The following is a 15,560-nucleotide window of genomic DNA, read 5'->3' as shown; positions in this document are numbered from 1 at the left end:
TGGCAAATGAATATAATAAAAAATAACCAAAAATAAAACACGATGTGACAAAACATGTCGTCGAATAGCTGATAACAGCCATTAATTAAGATAATTCATATTTGTTAATTAATATAACGCATTTGTAAAAATGGATGATAGCGACGACAACTGGATGTCATAACCGTGAGATATAAGGCATTCATGTCATGAAGAAGTTTTTAGTTTTTCTGCTTTCGTGCTTTTCAATAAATGTAGCAATTGCAGAAGACTTACAAAATACCGTTAAAGAAGCATTAGCGAATCATCCAGAAGTTAATGCCGCAATAAATAGCCGTTATTCCTCAGAGCAAGAACTGCGGGCGGCACAAGGCGGCTATTTACCGTCCCTGAATCTGAACGCAGAAGCCGGGCGCAAAAATGTTGATGATGCGACTACCCGCGCGGCAGGTCGCAATAACGGTCTGACTCAATCGCCTAACGAAGCGACTCTCAGCCTTGAGCAAAATGTGTTCAACGGTTTTGCCACCAATAGCGAAGTGGCGCGGCAAAAAGCGACCGTTGACTCGCGCGCCTACGGCGTAATGAACACCAGCGAAAGTACCGCTTATGCCGTAATTCAGGCCTATTTCGATGTGCTGCAACGCGAAGAGTTTGTGCGCCTTGCAGAAGACGACCTGGCGAATCATGAGCGCATTTACGACCAGATAAAACTGCGTACCGATCAGGGCGTTGGTCGCTCCGGAGACTTTATGCAGGCCGAAGCGCGTCTGGCCCAGGCGCGTAACAATCTGCTGACCGAGCAGACCAATCTGGAAGACGCGAAAACCACCTTTGTCAGCGTAACGGGCATGGATCCGCAGGGCTTAAGCCAGCCAGAGAGCATTGACTCTCATCTGCCGACCTCGCTGGAAGAAGCCAAAAGCCGAATGGAGAAAAATAATCCATTACTGAAGTCCGCCAATGCGGATATCGAAGCTGCGCACCAGCAATATGAGGCCTCGAAATCAACTTTCTACCCACGCGTAGACGTAGAGCTTTCCCGCGGCATTAGCAACAACACCGATACCACCCGCGCACACACCGAAGAATGGGAGGCGATGGTTAAACTGCATTACAACCTGTACCAGGGCGGCAGCGACAAAGCCAATATGAACTCCCGCGCTTATCTGCACAAGCAGGCTCAGGATGTGCGCAATAACACGCTTCGCCAGTTGAATCAGGAGCTGCGCCTGGCCTGGACAGCACTGCAAAACGCACGCGCCCAGCTTCCTTCTGCAGAAGAATATGCCGACCGAAGCGTCAAAGTGCGCACGGCTTATCAGGATCAATTCAGTCTTGGCGAACGTACCCTGCTGGATTTACTCGATAGTGAAAATGAAGTGTTCTCCTCTAAACGTCGCCTTGTTGAATTACGTTATCTGGCAATGACCAGCGGCTATCGAATTAGCGAACGCACCGGTGAATTAATGAATATTCTAAAAATCACACCGCCGCCGTCAGGGCAACCGGTAGATTCTGCAGAAGAAAATAGTTTACCGGAACTTAATTAATAATTATTAATACCCATTAAATCTCTGACCTACATGCTTATTATAAGCTTGCTATTATTTAACCGTGTACGGTCAGAATGGTTGCGAAAATGAGTGCACAAGCCGAATTATTAAATGACGTCCCCGAGAATTATGTTCCGCCAGGTTCTCAATATCACGACCCACGTAGCCATAATGACGACCCGTTATTAGATAGCTTACTTATTCTGTGTTCTCTGCATGGTAAACCGGCGAGTCGTTCAACACTCAGCAGCGGTCTGCCATTAGAAAACGATCGGCTCACGCTGAATATATTTCCACGCGCGGCGGCAAGAGCCGGTTTAAAAGCGCGAGTCGTCAGGCGCACGCTCGATAAAATTCCGGCAATGTCTTTGCCAGCAGTGTTGTTATTGAACGCTGGCGGAACCGGCGTATTGTTAGCATGGAACGATGACGGCAGCGCCCGCTTTATGCCCAGCGAAAGCGAAGGTGGAGAAATTTGCGTCGATTTAGCCACGCTTGAGCGCAACTATGCGGGTAAAGTCATTTTTGCGCATCCGCGTCATGAATTCGATTTGCAGGCGGAAGCCTTCCTGCCACGCACTAAATCCTGGTTTAAAGACACGCTGAAGCTATCACGCTTTCTGTATATGGATGCGGTGCTGGCCAGCCTGCTGATCAACCTGATTGCGCTCGGCACGCCGCTTTTTACCATGAACGTCTATGACCGCGTCGTGCCAAACCAGGCAACGGTCACGTTGTGGGTGTTGGCGGTGGGGATTTGTCTGGCCTTTATCTTTGATCTGATCCTGAAAATGCTACGCGGTATCTGTTTGGATCTTGCGGGTAAAAAAAGCGATCTCATCATCTCCTCGACCCTGTTTGAACGCATTATCGGCATGGAGATGAAAGAGCGCCCTGCGCGGGTGGGGAGCTTTGCGCAAAACATTCATGAATTCCAGTCGCTGCGTGATTTCCTCTCATCGCTCACGCTGACGACGATTATCGATCTGCCCTTCACCCTGTTGCTGCTGCTCGTTATCGGCATTATCGGCGGCGCGCTGACATGGATCCCGATACTGACATTGCCGATTGCCTTGCTGTGTAGTTGGGCGCTGCAAAAACCGGTCAACGACGCGGTGGCAAAAACCATGAGCCTCGCCAGCGAACGTCAGGCATTGCTGATTGAAACCCTGGGCAGCCTGGATGCCATCAAAGTGAACAATGCCCAAAGTGAACGCCAGTTCCAGTGGGAACAGACGCTGGGCAGCCTGAGTCGTCTGGAACTGCGCGTCAAAACCTTGTCCAGCCTGGCAAGCAACCTCACCGGCTGGTTCCAGCAAATTTCGGGCGTGGTGATGATCATCGTCGGGGTATACATGATTATCGGCGGTAAGCTGAGTATGGGTGGTTTGATCGCCTGCTACATGCTCAATGGTCGCGCTCTGATGCCGCTGGGCCAGCTTACCGGCCTTATCGCCCGCTATCAGCAGGCGAAGCTCACCATCAAAAATACCGAGAGAATGATGTCGCTGGCGCAGGAGCGTCGCGCGGATGAAAATCCGCTCAAGCGGGAACAGTTACAGGGCAGCATTGAATTTCGCGATGTGGATTTCAGCTATCCGGAACAACAAACCCTGTCGCTGCACAAAATAAACCTGACCATTCAGCCCGGTGAGCGCATCGGCATTATCGGACGCAGCGGTTCCGGTAAAAGTTCACTGAGTAAACTTATCGTCAATTTGTACCAGCCGAGCGCCGGGAATCTGCTGATCGACGGTATCGACTCTCGTCAGTTGGATGTGAACGATCTGCGCCACAGCATCGGCTACGTGCCGCAGGACATCCAGTTGTTCAACGGCACGCTGCGCGACAACCTGCTGTGCGGGGCGCGCTATGTCGACGACGAAACCATGCTGCGAGCGGCAGAACTGGCAGGCGTCAACGATTTCGCCCGTCTGCATCCTGACGGCTATAACCTACAGGTCGGTGAGCGCGGCTCTCAGCTTTCCGGCGGTCAACGGCAGGCGGTGGCGCTCGCGCGCGCGCTGCTGTTGGATCCCCCTCTCCTGCTACTGGATGAACCCACCAGTTCGATGGACAACACCAGCGAAGAGAAGATCAAACACGCGCTGGCTCCCTGCATCGCGGGAAAAACGTTATTACTGGTCACGCACCGCGCCTCCATGCTGTCGCTGGTTGACCGTCTGATTATTGTTGATAAAGGACGCATCATCGCAGACGGCCCGAAAGCGGTAGTGATGGATGCGTTGAAAAAGGGGCAGATTAATGCATCTCGCTGATTTCCTGGCTCGAGCCCGCCGCTACTTACAGCATTACTTTCGCGGCCGTGATGAAAATCAAACCGACAGTATTAATGAGGTCAGCCAGGCCATTATTGATGACGCCCCGAGAGTAATACGACTGACGCTGTGGACGATCCTCGCGCTGGTGGTTTTGTCTTTCGTGTGGGCCGGCTTTGCAAAAATTGATGAAGTTACGCGCGGCGAAGGTAAGGCAATCCCTTCATCTAAGCTGCAAAAAATACAGAACCTGGAAGGGGGGATTGTCACCGAGCTATATGTGCATGAAGGGCAAATCGTTAACGCCGGAACCCCATTACTGCACCTCGATGACACGCGTTTCGCCTCCAACGTTGGCGAAACTGAAGCCGATAAGCTCGGTCTGCGCGCCAAGGTAGAACGCCTGACGGCGGAAGTTGAGAACCGCGACTTTATTATTTCCCCAGAGATAGCCAGCCAGGCGCCGGATGTCGCCCGGGGAGAAACCGAGCTGTACAACAGCCGCCGGGAGCAGTTTCACAACGAAATATCCGGGCTCGAAGAACAGCTGGTGCAGAAAAAACAGGAGTTGCGCGACTTTGAATCGAAGGAGGATCAGTTTAAGCACAGCCTTGGGTTAATCCGTCAGGAAATCAAAATGTCCGAACCGCTGCTCGCCTCAGGCGCCATTTCAAAAGTCGAACTGCTGCGCCTGCATCGTACCGAAGTAGAAACCGCCGGGCAGCTCAATTCTATTAGCCTGTCGCTACCCAAGGCCGCATCAGAAATTAAAGAGATTGAGAATAAAATCGGTGAAAGCCGTGGCCGTTTCCAGAGCGATGCGCTGGCCCAGCTCAACGAGGCGCGTACCAATCTGAGCAAAACCCAGGCCAGCGTAAAAGCGTTAGAAGACCGGGTGAATCGGACCATGGTCACCTCACCGGTGCGCGGTATCGTTCAGCAGGTGATGGTGAACACTATCGGTGGCGTCATTCAGCCGGGCAGCGACCTGGTGGAAATCGTACCGCTGGATGACAAGCTGTTAATCGAAGCCAAAATACAACCGCGCGATATCGCCTTCCTCCATCCAGGCCAGCATGCGATGGTGAAATTTACCGCTTACGATTACACCATCTATGGCGGTCTGCAAGGCGAAGTGGTGCAGATAAGCCCAGACACCGTGACCGACAAGCAGGGGCGAAGCTTTTATGTTGTGCGCCTGCAAACGGACAAAAACTACCTGGGAACAAAAGAGCATCAGATGCTTATCATTCCCGGCATGGTGGCGAGCGTCGATATTCTCACCGGTAAGAAAACGATTCTGAGCTATTTGTTAAAACCGATTATTCGCGCACGCGCGGAGGCACTCAGAGAACGTTGATCGGTTGTGCTCCCTTTCATTATTGTCAGGGAGCGCAGAAATTATAACGGCATGCAAAAGGAAAGTTTTCCGCGATTCAGGGTGATTTTCCCGTCATTAACCAGCTCCTGTAACACCTTATGGATGGCGCTACGTGAGATATGATTGCGGGTCAAAATAAAGGTATACACGGACGTTTTCTCTCGGACATCGGGCTGCATTGCCCAGATATATTTCACGTGTTCAATAATCTGCTCGCGAATAGTGCGGTGCGATTGCAACGCCTCGCGCTGGAAATAACGTTGAAGATGGTGCGTTAAGATATCAAACGCCTGCTTCCATAAGTTTTTAGCGGTAAACAGGAGATCGGCGTTTTGTACGCTCATCGCCCACATCTCGCAATCGGTGTCACAACGTAAATAGTGTCCGGCCACTTCCGTACGCATTTGTGGCAGACCGAGAATAGCCGGTGCAGAAATACTCACCGTGACTAAATCATTTTCCACGCGATAAACAGAGACAGTCCCTTTCTCCAGAAACAAGATATTGCCATCAATCTTCAAATCAATACGCTGACGTTTTTTACGTAACGACAGCCAGGCATTATCTGACTTCTTCATTTCATCGCCAACGAGCACTACAGCATTTTCAATTTCTTTCTGGAACATGGGACTCTCTACCGAAAATTAAGGCTTTGTCAAATGAGGATAAATTTACTTAGCACGAAAAATAAATGTCAGCCTGCAAACAAGCTGACATTTATTCCCTTCTACATCTACCACCAACATTCCCTGGTGCCGTTGACGCGTTCAGGCTTCTGCTCTTTTCGCGTGGTGGTGCCAGGCAGTATAGGGCGCTGTCCATAAAGAATTAATGGCAATCATCTTTGTCGATATTTTTTCATCTTTCTGTTCTTTTCGGTGTAGCCAAAAAGATACAATCAATTGATTTATATATGGTTTATTTTCATTAAAAAGTTATCATTGTTGTTATATTATGATACTAAATTGAAACATTTAGCGGTTCTCGCTGTAGAGTCGGGTCCATACTGGTGGTCTTTATGGGCAAAGTGGTATCATGACTCACCAACCGCCTGGCGCATCAGCAAGAGTAGAGACCTTATGTCTGAGACTGGCAATGTCAGTTATCTGATTGAAAAAATAATAATATTTACGCCAGCGACGCAATGTCTGGCGCGGGTAGATCAACCCAATCAACGGATAAAACTCAAACACTCGGCGTCATTATGTCTTTTATTACTTATTCAACATCGCGGGCAAGTGGTTTCACAAAACGAACTGCTGGAATTCGGCTGGGGTAAAAATCACCGTCAGGTGAGCTTCAACGCCTTTTATCAAAGTATTCTCTCTTTGCGTAAAAGTCTGCTGCAACTAGAGCTGGAACAACCGCTTATCACCACGATCCCCCGCAAAGGGCTAATCATTCAGGATGAATGTGATATTCAGGTGATTGAAACACCAGAAGACAGCCCTTCTTCTACGGTTGAACATTTAGCACCGGATGTCGCCATCGAAGAACTATTGCCTTGCGCACCGCGTCAACCTTTGATGACTACTGCAGAAATGGTAATGCTGACCATTACCCTGATAATTTGTGTGCTTATATTGTATCCGTGGCATACCAGCGATAACTATTTCTCTGGCTATATCACTGTGGGCAAAGCACCCACTGACTGTCAGTATTATTTTAATAACGATGCCAGTAATTTCTCTCGACATACCGCGTTTATCGACAAAAATCCGGGGCTGTGTCAAAGCCATAAATTTATCTATATCACCACCTATCCTGAATCCAAGAAATTGTCCGTGCTTGTGTGTCGCTCACCGATGAAAGCCAGGCAGGAAAATGCCTGTCAGTCGGTTTATTACCCACGGTATGATAGCTAATGAATTTTTATCCCAGAACGTCCCGCATTCAGACAGGTATTATCCTGCTGCTTTGTTTTGTTACGCTAATTGTCGCCATCGTCTATCGGTACAGTAAAAACAATGGCGAGTTACATAATCTGACCTGCCGTTCAGCTATCGAGATTGTACGCAATACCACTTCGTTCCGTGGCATCATTGATATAAAAACCGGCGGCAGCAAAGGTATTGTTAATATTGATGGCATTATCAAAGATGCCGAAAATAATGAGCAGACCGTGCAGCGCATGGTACTTTTTACACAATCCAGCTACGGCTCAAGCCCGGTCTGGATTTCGCAGAAAATCCAGATCTCTAATCGTGAAACGGCACCCGCCACTCTCATTCAGGAATTACTCCCCGACTTTTTCCTGACCAACACCAGCGTATCTAACGTCGATTTTTTTGCGCTGAATAGCGAGACGTATCTGATTACCAAAGAGGGGATCCCCTATCTCTACTGCCAGAACTATGCGTTGCCGGAAAATGAATAATCAATAAGGGTTCTGACGGCAAAACCTACGGGTGAATCTCAGTCGTTGTCGGTGATAAGATAGGCCATTCTGGTCGAACCAAGGCTCGTCGTTACTGCCCTTCAGGCGGCTTTCGAATGACAAATTTGTGGGTTTATGTGAGTTTCCAGGGGCTCACGTGAGACTGCCCAGGTACCCAAAAAGATTAAAAAAAGAGCAAAAACAATATGAAAGAGTCACTTGATACGGACTTCACTAACCATACGCCCATGATGCAGCAGTATCTCAAGCTGAAGGCTCAGCACCCGGAAATACTGCTGTTTTACCGCATGGGCGACTTTTACGAACTGTTTTATGACGATGCGAAACGCGCGTCTCAGCTGCTTGATATCTCCCTGACCAAACGCGGTGCATCTGCGGGCGAGCCAATCCCGATGGCGGGCATTCCTCATCATGCCGTAGAAAACTACCTCGCCAAGCTGGTCAATCAGGGCGAGTCCGTTGCTATTTGTGAGCAAATTGGCGATCCGGCGACCAGCAAAGGTCCGGTAGAACGCAAGGTGGTGCGCATTGTCACGCCAGGCACCATCAGTGATGAAGCACTGCTGCAGGAACGCCAGGACAACCTGCTGGCTGCCATCTGGCAGGACAGTAAAGGTTATGGTTACGCAACGCTTGATATCAGCTCCGGGCGTTTTCGCGTCAGTGAACCTGCTGACCGCGAAACCATGGCCGCAGAATTGCAGCGCACCAACCCCGCGGAACTGCTGTATGCCGAAGATTTCGCCGAAACCTCACTGATTGAAGGGCGTCGCGGCCTGCGTCGTCGCCCGCTGTGGGAATTCGAAATTGATACCGCCCGCCAGCAGTTAAACCTGCAGTTTGGCACGCGGGATTTAATCGGCTTTGGCGTGGAAAACGCGCCCCGCGGACTTTGCGCTGCCGGTTGTCTGTTGCAGTACGTAAAAGATACCCAGCGCACCTCGCTGCCGCATATTCGTTCCATCACCATGGAGCGCCAGCAGGACAGCATCATCATGGACGCCGCCACTCGCCGCAATCTGGAAATTACCCAGAACCTGGCAGGCGGCTTTGAAAACACGCTGGCTTCGGTACTCGACTGCACCGTAACGCCGATGGGTAGCCGTATGCTCAAGCGCTGGCTGCATATGCCGGTGCGCGACACTAAAATCCTCACCGAGCGCCAACAAACCATCGGCGCGCTGCAGGATACCACCAGCGAATTACAACCCGTACTGCGTCAGGTAGGCGACCTGGAACGTATTCTGGCCCGACTGGCCCTGCGTACCGCGCGCCCACGCGATCTGGCCCGGATGCGTCATGCTTTCCAGCAATTACCGGAACTGCGCGCACAGCTGGAAAACGTAGACAGTGCCCCCGTGCAAATGCTGCGCGAGAAAATGGGTGAGTTTACCGAGCTGCGTGAACTGCTGGAACGCGCCGTGGTGGAAGCTCCGCCGGTGCTGGTACGCGACGGCGGCGTCATTGCCCCGGGCTACAACGAAGAGCTGGACGAATGGCGGGCGCTGGCTGATGGCGCAACCGACTACCTCGACAGACTGGAAATCCGCGAACGCGAACGCACCGGTCTGGACACGCTGAAGGTCGGGTTTAACGCCGTACACGGCTACTATATTCAGATCAGCCGCGGGCAAAGTCATCTGGCGCCGATTAACTACGTGCGTCGCCAGACGTTGAAAAACGCCGAACGCTACATTATTCCGGAACTGAAAGAGTACGAAGACAAAGTTCTGACCTCAAAAGGCAAAGCGCTGGCGCTGGAAAAACAGCTGTACGACGAACTGTTCGACATGCTGCTGCCGCACCTGGCTGATTTGCAACAGAGCGCCAGCGCGTTGGCGGAACTGGACGTACTGGTCAACCTCGCGGAACGTGCTTATAGCCTGAATTACACCTGCCCGACCTTCACCGACAAGCCTGGTATTCGTATTACCGAGGGACGTCATCCGGTGGTGGAACAGGTGCTGACCGAGCCGTTTATTGCTAACCCGCTTAACCTCTCGCCTCAGCGACGGATGCTGATCATCACCGGCCCGAACATGGGGGGTAAAAGTACCTATATGCGTCAGACCGCGTTGATTGTTCTGCTGGCCTATATCGGCAGCTACGTTCCGGCGCAGAAAGTGGAGATCGGGCCTATCGATCGCATCTTTACCCGCGTTGGCGCGGCGGATGATCTGGCATCCGGTCGCTCTACCTTCATGGTAGAAATGACCGAAACCGCCAACATTCTGCACAACGCCACCGAGAACAGCCTGGTGCTGATGGATGAGATTGGACGCGGCACCTCCACCTACGACGGCCTGTCGCTGGCGTGGGCGTGCGCAGAAAACCTGGCCAATAAAATCAAAGCATTAACGTTGTTTGCCACCCACTACTTCGAACTGACTCAGTTACCGGAGAAGATGGAGGGCGTAGCAAATGTGCATCTGGATGCGTTAGAGCACGGCGATACCATCGCCTTCATGCACAGCGTACAGGATGGCGCGGCGAGCAAGAGCTATGGCCTGGCGGTCGCAGCCCTGGCAGGTGTGCCGAAAGAGGTTATTAAACGCGCACGGCAAAAACTGCGTGAACTGGAAAGCATAGCGCCGAATGTTGCTGCGACCCAGGTCGACGGCACGCAGATGTCGCTGCTATCGGTTCCGGAAGAAACATCACCCGCCGTTGAAGCGCTGGAAAATCTCGATCCGGATTCGCTAACGCCCCGCCAGGCGCTGGAGTGGATCTACCGGCTGAAGAGTCTGGTGTAACGTTGTAATGCCCGATGGCGCCTGGCTTATCGGGCCTACAACAACTGGCGCGCACTTCGGGAATGGGTGCGAGAGGACAAAACCAGGCCATCAGGACGCGGGGTTTCCCCCGCGTTGTTGCTACTTCTTCGGTTCGTAAGCGAGAACAGCTTTAAACTCCATATTACGCTCTTTAATACTTAACTCGCACAGCGAATCTCGTACCATTAACGTAAATCCCAGCACCGTGAAACACAGCACTACAATCGCCACCAGGGCATATTTTGTCAGCATGTCTTGCCTCCCTGCAAAGAAGAGACTAACATCCAAATGGTCTAGGTTTGAACGCTAGCCTCAGGTTGATAGAACTATCTCCTGGGGCTTTTGTCTTTCCGGGACCTTGCAAATGCTCAAAGCTCAGAAAGCCTCAAGCACCCGCCGCTATTCTATTCCAGGCGCCATCTCCTCGAACAATTTAAGCCATTTGCTACGAGCCTGCTCGCAAAATAACGAACCCCGGATATTCCGAGGCTTAATATTAGTGCGTTGTGACGCTGCGCTTATCGGGCCGACATGAACTACCATTTCCAGGCCCCTCAGCGTTGCGCCATCGGCGTACAAGTCTGAAGAATGACGCCAGAAATAGAATCTTTGCTATATTGCCTGACCGTATAGCTCGGCGGTTCACTAACGGTAATATCTGTATAATTAGCGTACGTAACACGTTGTTCCCGAAAAAGTTCACGCACTGTATTCGCCATTTCAGGATTTCCAGGAAAATCAACCCGCAGGGTTGAAAGATCGAGCTCACTACGTATTTTTCGCTGCTCTTCTTGGATATTTTCTTCCACCGAAACAGACACATACATATAGGGCTTTTCTGCATTAACGATTGAATAGGTTATCGCACTATCATAATAGAGATGATGAAATTGCCGACCCGTTATCGTCATTACGGACATAATCTGTACTGGAATTGTGCCATCCCCACTCTTAACGTCCATGTGGGCCTGACATTTAATAACAGAGCCAACGGACCCGCTATTATAGATTTGCATGATTTGTTCATGTGATGCGCTTTGCGCGCCAGAACTCATTCCCAGTAAAGATAATAAAACGACTCGCCGATAGAGTGACATATTTCTGAAAACATCCTTGTTGTCATGCTGCAAAAAAGAACTTAAGCAATTGTATACCGGGTAAGGCGAAGCCGCACCCGGCTATGTTGATTAGCGCTTATCTTCCGCCAGCAGCGGCGGGATACTCGGCACCATCGGCGCATCATCAATATCTTTTTGCGTCATGCGAAACGCTTGCGGGTAGTGCTCGCGGCTGGTGCGGCGTAGCGGTTCGGTATTACGCCAGGTATACAGACAATGCTGGCACTGATATACCGTCCAGACGCCTTTCACCGGCGAGTTTGCCATCACTTCAATATGTTCATCGGCACAACGTGGACAAATCATCTGCTACTCCTTATTTACGGTTGGCCAGCATGGCGGTCAGCTTTTCAGCCCAGGCTTTCGTTTCCGGTAAATCGCATACCGGCTGGCTGTAGTGCCCACGGTTATCCGGCGCAACCGGCGTGGTCGCATCAATAATTAACTTGTCGGTAATCCCCGCCGGGCTGGAACCCGGATCAAGTTCCAGCACCGACATATTCGGCAGTTGCACCAGATCTCCCGCCGGATTGACCTTCGAAGACAGCGCCCACATCACCTGCGGCAGGTTGAACGGGTCAACATCCTCATCAACCATAATCACCATTTTCACGTAACCCAGGCCATGCGGCGTCGTCATTGCGCGCAGCCCCACCGCGCGGGCAAAGCCGCCGTAACGTTTTTTGGTTGAGATAATCGCCAGCAAACCGTGGGTGTACATGGCGTTTACCGCCTGCACTTCCGGGAATTCAGCTTTCAGCTGTTGATAAAGCGGTACGCAGGTTGCAGGACCCATCAGGTAGTCAATCTCCGTCCACGGCATCCCCAGATACAGCGATTCAAAGATCGGTTTGGTGCGATAAGAGACTTTATCGATACGCACGACGGTCATGTTACGTCCACCGGAATAGTGACCGGTAAACTCACCAAACGGACCTTCGATTTCACGTTTACGGCTTTCAATGACCCCTTCAAGGATCACTTCTGACCCCCAGGGTACGTCAAAGCCGGTGAGCGGTGCGGTAGCGATCGGGTACGGACTTTCACGCAGCGCCCCCGCCATTTCGTATTCCGACTGATCGTACTTCAGCGGCGTAGCTCCCATCAGGGTGATGATCGGATCGTTACCCAGCGTGATGGCGATCGGCAGATCTTCACCACGTTCTTCGGCTTTATGCAGATGCAGCGCAATATCGTGCATCGGCACCGGTTGCAGACCAAGCTTGCGCTTGCCCTTGACTTCCATACGATAGATGCCGACGTTCTGTTTGCCAAAATTGTCAGGATCCAGCGGATCGCGCGACACCACGCAGGCTTTATCAAGATAAAAACCCCCGTCGCCATCGTTGAGGCGAAACAGCGGCAGAATATCAAACAGGTTGATCTCATCACCATCAACACAGTTTTCAGCCCACGCAGGGTTGGCACGACGCTCCGGCGTAACCGGAAATTTATCCCAACGGCGGATAAACTCATCAATCTGTTTTTTCACCGGGGTATTTGGCGGCAGACCTAAAGAGATGGCGTGATTCTGCCACGAGCCGATGGTGTTCATCGCCACGCGGGCGTCGGTAAATCCACGAATATTGTCAAACCACAGCGCCGGGGCGCCGTCGCCAATACGCCCGGTTGCGTTGGCCGCCGCCGCCAGATCCGGCTCGGCGTTGACCTCTTCACTGATTTTCAGCAGTTGTCCCTGGTCGTCCAGCGCCTGCAAAAAGCTGCGCAAATCATCAAATGCCATTATTCATTCTCCTGTGCAAAATTCTGCGCCTGTCGTAATCCCTGCCAGCGACGGGCGTTGGGGTGTTCCAGACCAAACTGATCGAGCACGCGAGCCACAATGTGCTGCGTGATGTCATCGACCGTTTGCGGGTGGTTATAAAACGCGGGCATCGGGGGAACCATCGCGACGCCCATGCGGGAAAGCGCGAGCATGTTTTCCAGATGAATGGTGCTAAGCGGCATTTCACGCGGCACCAGTACCAGCTTGCGCCCTTCTTTCAGCACCACATCAGCGGCACGCCCTACCAGTCCTTCCGCGTAGCCTGCACGAATACCGGCCAGGGTTTTCATACTGCAGGGGATAATGATCATGCCGTCAGTACGAAACGACCCGGAGGAGATGGTTGCCGCCTGGTCTGCCGGGTTGTGGCAAAAATCGGCCAACGCAGACACCTCGCGGACGCTGTACGGCGTTTCCAGTTCAATTGTGGTTTTGGCCCACTTTGACAGCACCAGATGAGTTTCCACCCCCGGCATTTCCCGCAGCGCCTGCAGTAGCGACACGCCAAGCGGTGCGCCGGTTGCCCCGGTCATTCCTACAATCAGTCTCATGCAACCCTCAAATTTGTTCGTGTACGAACATTTTATCAAAATACTCCCTCGATGCATTTCGGGCAAGAGCAACTCGCACTGATTGCTAAAGCAGCAATGGTTAAACTATGACGCGTTACCCGTTATGATAGAGACTGACAGAAATCCCGGAGTTCTCATGCGGTTACGAAATACAGCCTTCCACCTTTTACGCCAGCTTTTTCAGCATCATACGGCTCGCTGGCAACATGAATTACCGGATCTGACCAAACCACAGTATGCGGTGATGCGCGCCATTGCCGAACAGCCCGGCATTGAGCAGGTTACCCTGACCGAGGCAGCAGTCTGTACCAAAGCGACGCTTGCGGAAATGCTGAGCCGGATGGAAAAACGCGATCTGGTCAAGCGTGAGCACGATCCAGCGGATAAGCGTCGGCGGTTTGTTTATTTAACCGCGCAAGGAGAGGCATTACTGGCCAGCGCCACTCCGTTAGGCAATAGCGTGGATGAGGAGTTTCTGGGGCGATTATCCGATGAAGAGCGTGAGCAGTTCACTCGTCTGGTGCGTAAGATGATGAACTAATCTGCCGGATGGCGACATAAATGTCTTATCCGGCCTACAAAGTCCAGCTCCCCGTAGGCCTGATAAACGCAGTGCCATCAGGCAACAAACATAGAAAAAGGCCAGTCCCAATGAGACTGGCCTTTCTTGATAGAACTTGTGCTTACTCGCGGAATAGCGCTTCGATATTCAGCCCTTGAGTCTGCAGAATTTCACGCAGACGACGCAGACCTTCAACCTGAATCTGGCGAACACGTTCACGAGTGAGACCAATTTCACGGCCCACATCTTCCAGTGTCGCAGCTTCGTACCCCAGCAGACCAAAACGACGTGCCAGCACTTCACGCTGTTTGGCGTTCAGTTCGAACAGCCATTTGACGATGCTTTGTTTCATATCATCGTCTTGCGTGGTGTCTTCCGGACCGTTTTCCTTTTCATCGGCCAGAATATCCAGCAACGCTTTTTCGGAATCACCACCCAGAGGGGTGTCTACCGAGGTAATACGCTCGTTGAGTCGGAGCATACGGCTGACGTCATCAACCGGTTTATCCAGTTGTTCAGCAATCTCTTCTGCGCTCGGTTCGTGGTCCAGTTTATGCGACAACTCACGCGCGGTACGCAGATAGACGTTCAGCTCTTTTACAATGTGAATCGGCAGTCGGATCGTACGGGTTTGGTTCATAATCGCCCGTTCGATCGTCTGGCGGATCCACCAGGTTGCGTATGTTGAGAAGCGGAACCCGCGTTCCGGGTCAAACTTCTCGACTGCACGGATAAGTCCCAGATTGCCCTCTTCAATCAGGTCCAGCAATGCCAGACCACGATTGCCATAACGACGAGCAATTTTCACCACCAGACGCAGGTTACTTTCAATCATGCGACGGCGGGATGCGACATCCCCACGCAGTGCGCGACGCGCAAAATAAACTTCTTCTTCGGCTGTTAACAGTGGTGAATAACCAATCTCACCAAGGTAAAGCTGAGTCGCGTCCAACACACGCTGTGTGGCCCCCTGCGATAACAGCTCTTCTTCAGCCAGGTCGTTATCACTGGGTTCCTCTTCACTCAAGGCTTTTTCATCAAAAGCCTCTACTCCGTTCTCATCAAATTCCGCATCTTCATTTAAATCATGAACTTTCAGCGTATTCTGACTCATAAAGGTGGCTCCTACCCGTGATCCCTAACGGAACTAGCACG

At 51.6% G+C, this 15,560-nt stretch carries 14 protein-coding genes; 7 read left to right on the top strand and 7 right to left on the bottom strand.

The window, feature by feature from the left end:
* The first annotated feature begins 188 nt into the window (after positions 1 to 188).
* From WHR59_RS04915 to WHR59_RS04905, 3 genes are all read left to right on the top strand, one after another.
* Complete coding sequence (locus WHR59_RS04915) at positions 189 to 1,532, top strand: TolC family outer membrane protein (RefSeq protein ID WP_181231122.1); 1,344 nt, start codon at positions 189 to 191, stop codon at positions 1,530 to 1,532.
* Positions 1,533 to 1,621: 89 nt separating this feature from the next.
* Positions 1,622 to 3,814, top strand: a complete 2,193-nt coding sequence (locus WHR59_RS04910; RefSeq protein WP_286502984.1) for a type I secretion system permease/ATPase — start codon at positions 1,622 to 1,624, stop codon at positions 3,812 to 3,814.
* On the top strand, positions 3,801 to 5,174 hold the full coding sequence (locus WHR59_RS04905; RefSeq protein ID WP_181231120.1) for an HlyD family type I secretion periplasmic adaptor subunit: 1,374 nt from the start codon (positions 3,801 to 3,803) through the stop codon (positions 5,172 to 5,174). Before WHR59_RS04910 ends, WHR59_RS04905 begins: the two co-directional genes overlap by 14 nt.
* Before the next feature lie 41 nt (positions 5,175 to 5,215).
* On the opposite strand, the gene WHR59_RS04900 is transcribed toward WHR59_RS04905, so the two are convergent.
* The gene (locus WHR59_RS04900) at positions 5,216 to 5,821 is read right to left on the bottom strand and encodes a helix-turn-helix domain-containing protein (RefSeq protein WP_043017374.1); all 606 of its coding nucleotides are present in this window, start codon (positions 5,819 to 5,821) and stop codon (positions 5,216 to 5,218) included.
* A 276-nt stretch (positions 5,822 to 6,097) separates the two neighbouring features.
* Here WHR59_RS04900 and WHR59_RS04895 point away from each other — a divergent pair, with 276 nt between their 5' ends.
* The 3 genes from WHR59_RS04895 (at position 6,098) to mutS (ending at position 10,346) form a co-directional block, all read left to right on the top strand.
* Complete coding sequence (locus WHR59_RS04895; protein ID WP_338843650.1) at positions 6,098 to 7,060, top strand: winged helix-turn-helix domain-containing protein; 963 nt, start codon at positions 6,098 to 6,100, stop codon at positions 7,058 to 7,060.
* Complete coding sequence (locus WHR59_RS04890; RefSeq protein ID WP_047409137.1) at positions 7,060 to 7,572, top strand: hypothetical protein; 513 nt, start codon at positions 7,060 to 7,062, stop codon at positions 7,570 to 7,572. The genes WHR59_RS04895 and WHR59_RS04890 overlap by 1 nt, the downstream gene beginning before the upstream one ends.
* Positions 7,573 to 7,778: 206 nt before the next feature.
* Positions 7,779 to 10,346 (top strand): DNA mismatch repair protein MutS, encoded by a 2,568-nt coding sequence (gene mutS / locus WHR59_RS04885; RefSeq protein ID WP_338843649.1) that lies wholly within the window; start codon positions 7,779 to 7,781, stop codon positions 10,344 to 10,346.
* Positions 10,347 to 10,466: 120 nt separating this feature from the next.
* Here the strand turns inward: mutS and WHR59_RS04880 are convergent, their stop codons facing one another.
* The 5 genes from WHR59_RS04880 to WHR59_RS04860 all read right to left on the bottom strand — a co-directional run bounded on the left by WHR59_RS04880 (position 10,467) and on the right by WHR59_RS04860 (position 13,822).
* The gene (locus tag WHR59_RS04880; RefSeq protein WP_043017378.1) at positions 10,467 to 10,619 is read right to left on the bottom strand and encodes a Hok/Gef family protein; all 153 of its coding nucleotides are present in this window, start codon (positions 10,617 to 10,619) and stop codon (positions 10,467 to 10,469) included.
* A gap of 302 nt (positions 10,620 to 10,921) precedes the next feature.
* Positions 10,922 to 11,464, bottom strand: coding sequence for a hypothetical protein (locus tag WHR59_RS04875; protein WP_140389833.1), 543 nt, complete (start codon positions 11,462 to 11,464; stop codon positions 10,922 to 10,924).
* A gap of 90 nt (positions 11,465 to 11,554) precedes the next feature.
* The gene (locus WHR59_RS04870) at positions 11,555 to 11,791 is read right to left on the bottom strand and encodes a non-oxidative hydroxyarylic acid decarboxylases subunit D (RefSeq protein ID WP_038633131.1); all 237 of its coding nucleotides are present in this window, start codon (positions 11,789 to 11,791) and stop codon (positions 11,555 to 11,557) included.
* 10 nt (positions 11,792 to 11,801) lie between these two features.
* Positions 11,802 to 13,229: a non-oxidative hydroxyarylic acid decarboxylases subunit C gene (locus WHR59_RS04865; RefSeq protein ID WP_003825816.1), complete on the bottom strand. Its 1,428-nt coding sequence runs from the start codon at positions 13,227 to 13,229 to the stop codon at positions 11,802 to 11,804.
* Positions 13,229 to 13,822 (bottom strand): non-oxidative hydroxyarylic acid decarboxylases subunit B, encoded by a 594-nt coding sequence (locus WHR59_RS04860; RefSeq protein ID WP_043017381.1) that lies wholly within the window; start codon positions 13,820 to 13,822, stop codon positions 13,229 to 13,231. The genes WHR59_RS04865 and WHR59_RS04860 overlap by 1 nt, the downstream gene beginning before the upstream one ends.
* Positions 13,823 to 13,979: 157 nt before the next feature.
* Here WHR59_RS04860 and WHR59_RS04855 point away from each other — a divergent pair, with 157 nt between their 5' ends.
* Positions 13,980 to 14,384, top strand: a complete 405-nt coding sequence (locus tag WHR59_RS04855; RefSeq protein ID WP_043017382.1) for a MarR family winged helix-turn-helix transcriptional regulator — start codon at positions 13,980 to 13,982, stop codon at positions 14,382 to 14,384.
* A 142-nt stretch (positions 14,385 to 14,526) separates the two neighbouring features.
* Here the strand turns inward: WHR59_RS04855 and rpoS are convergent, their stop codons facing one another.
* Entirely contained in the window at positions 14,527 to 15,519 is a 993-nt protein-coding gene (gene rpoS, locus WHR59_RS04850) for an RNA polymerase sigma factor RpoS (RefSeq protein ID WP_000081498.1), read from the bottom strand.
* Positions 15,520 to 15,560: the final 41 nt, after the last annotated feature.

It is taken from the genome of Citrobacter europaeus (assembly GCF_037482245.1).
Classification (GTDB): Bacteria; Pseudomonadota; Gammaproteobacteria; order Enterobacterales; family Enterobacteriaceae; genus Citrobacter; species Citrobacter europaeus.
Note: the sequence above shows the minus strand (reverse complement) of the source record. Positions and strands in the feature narration are given on the sequence as shown.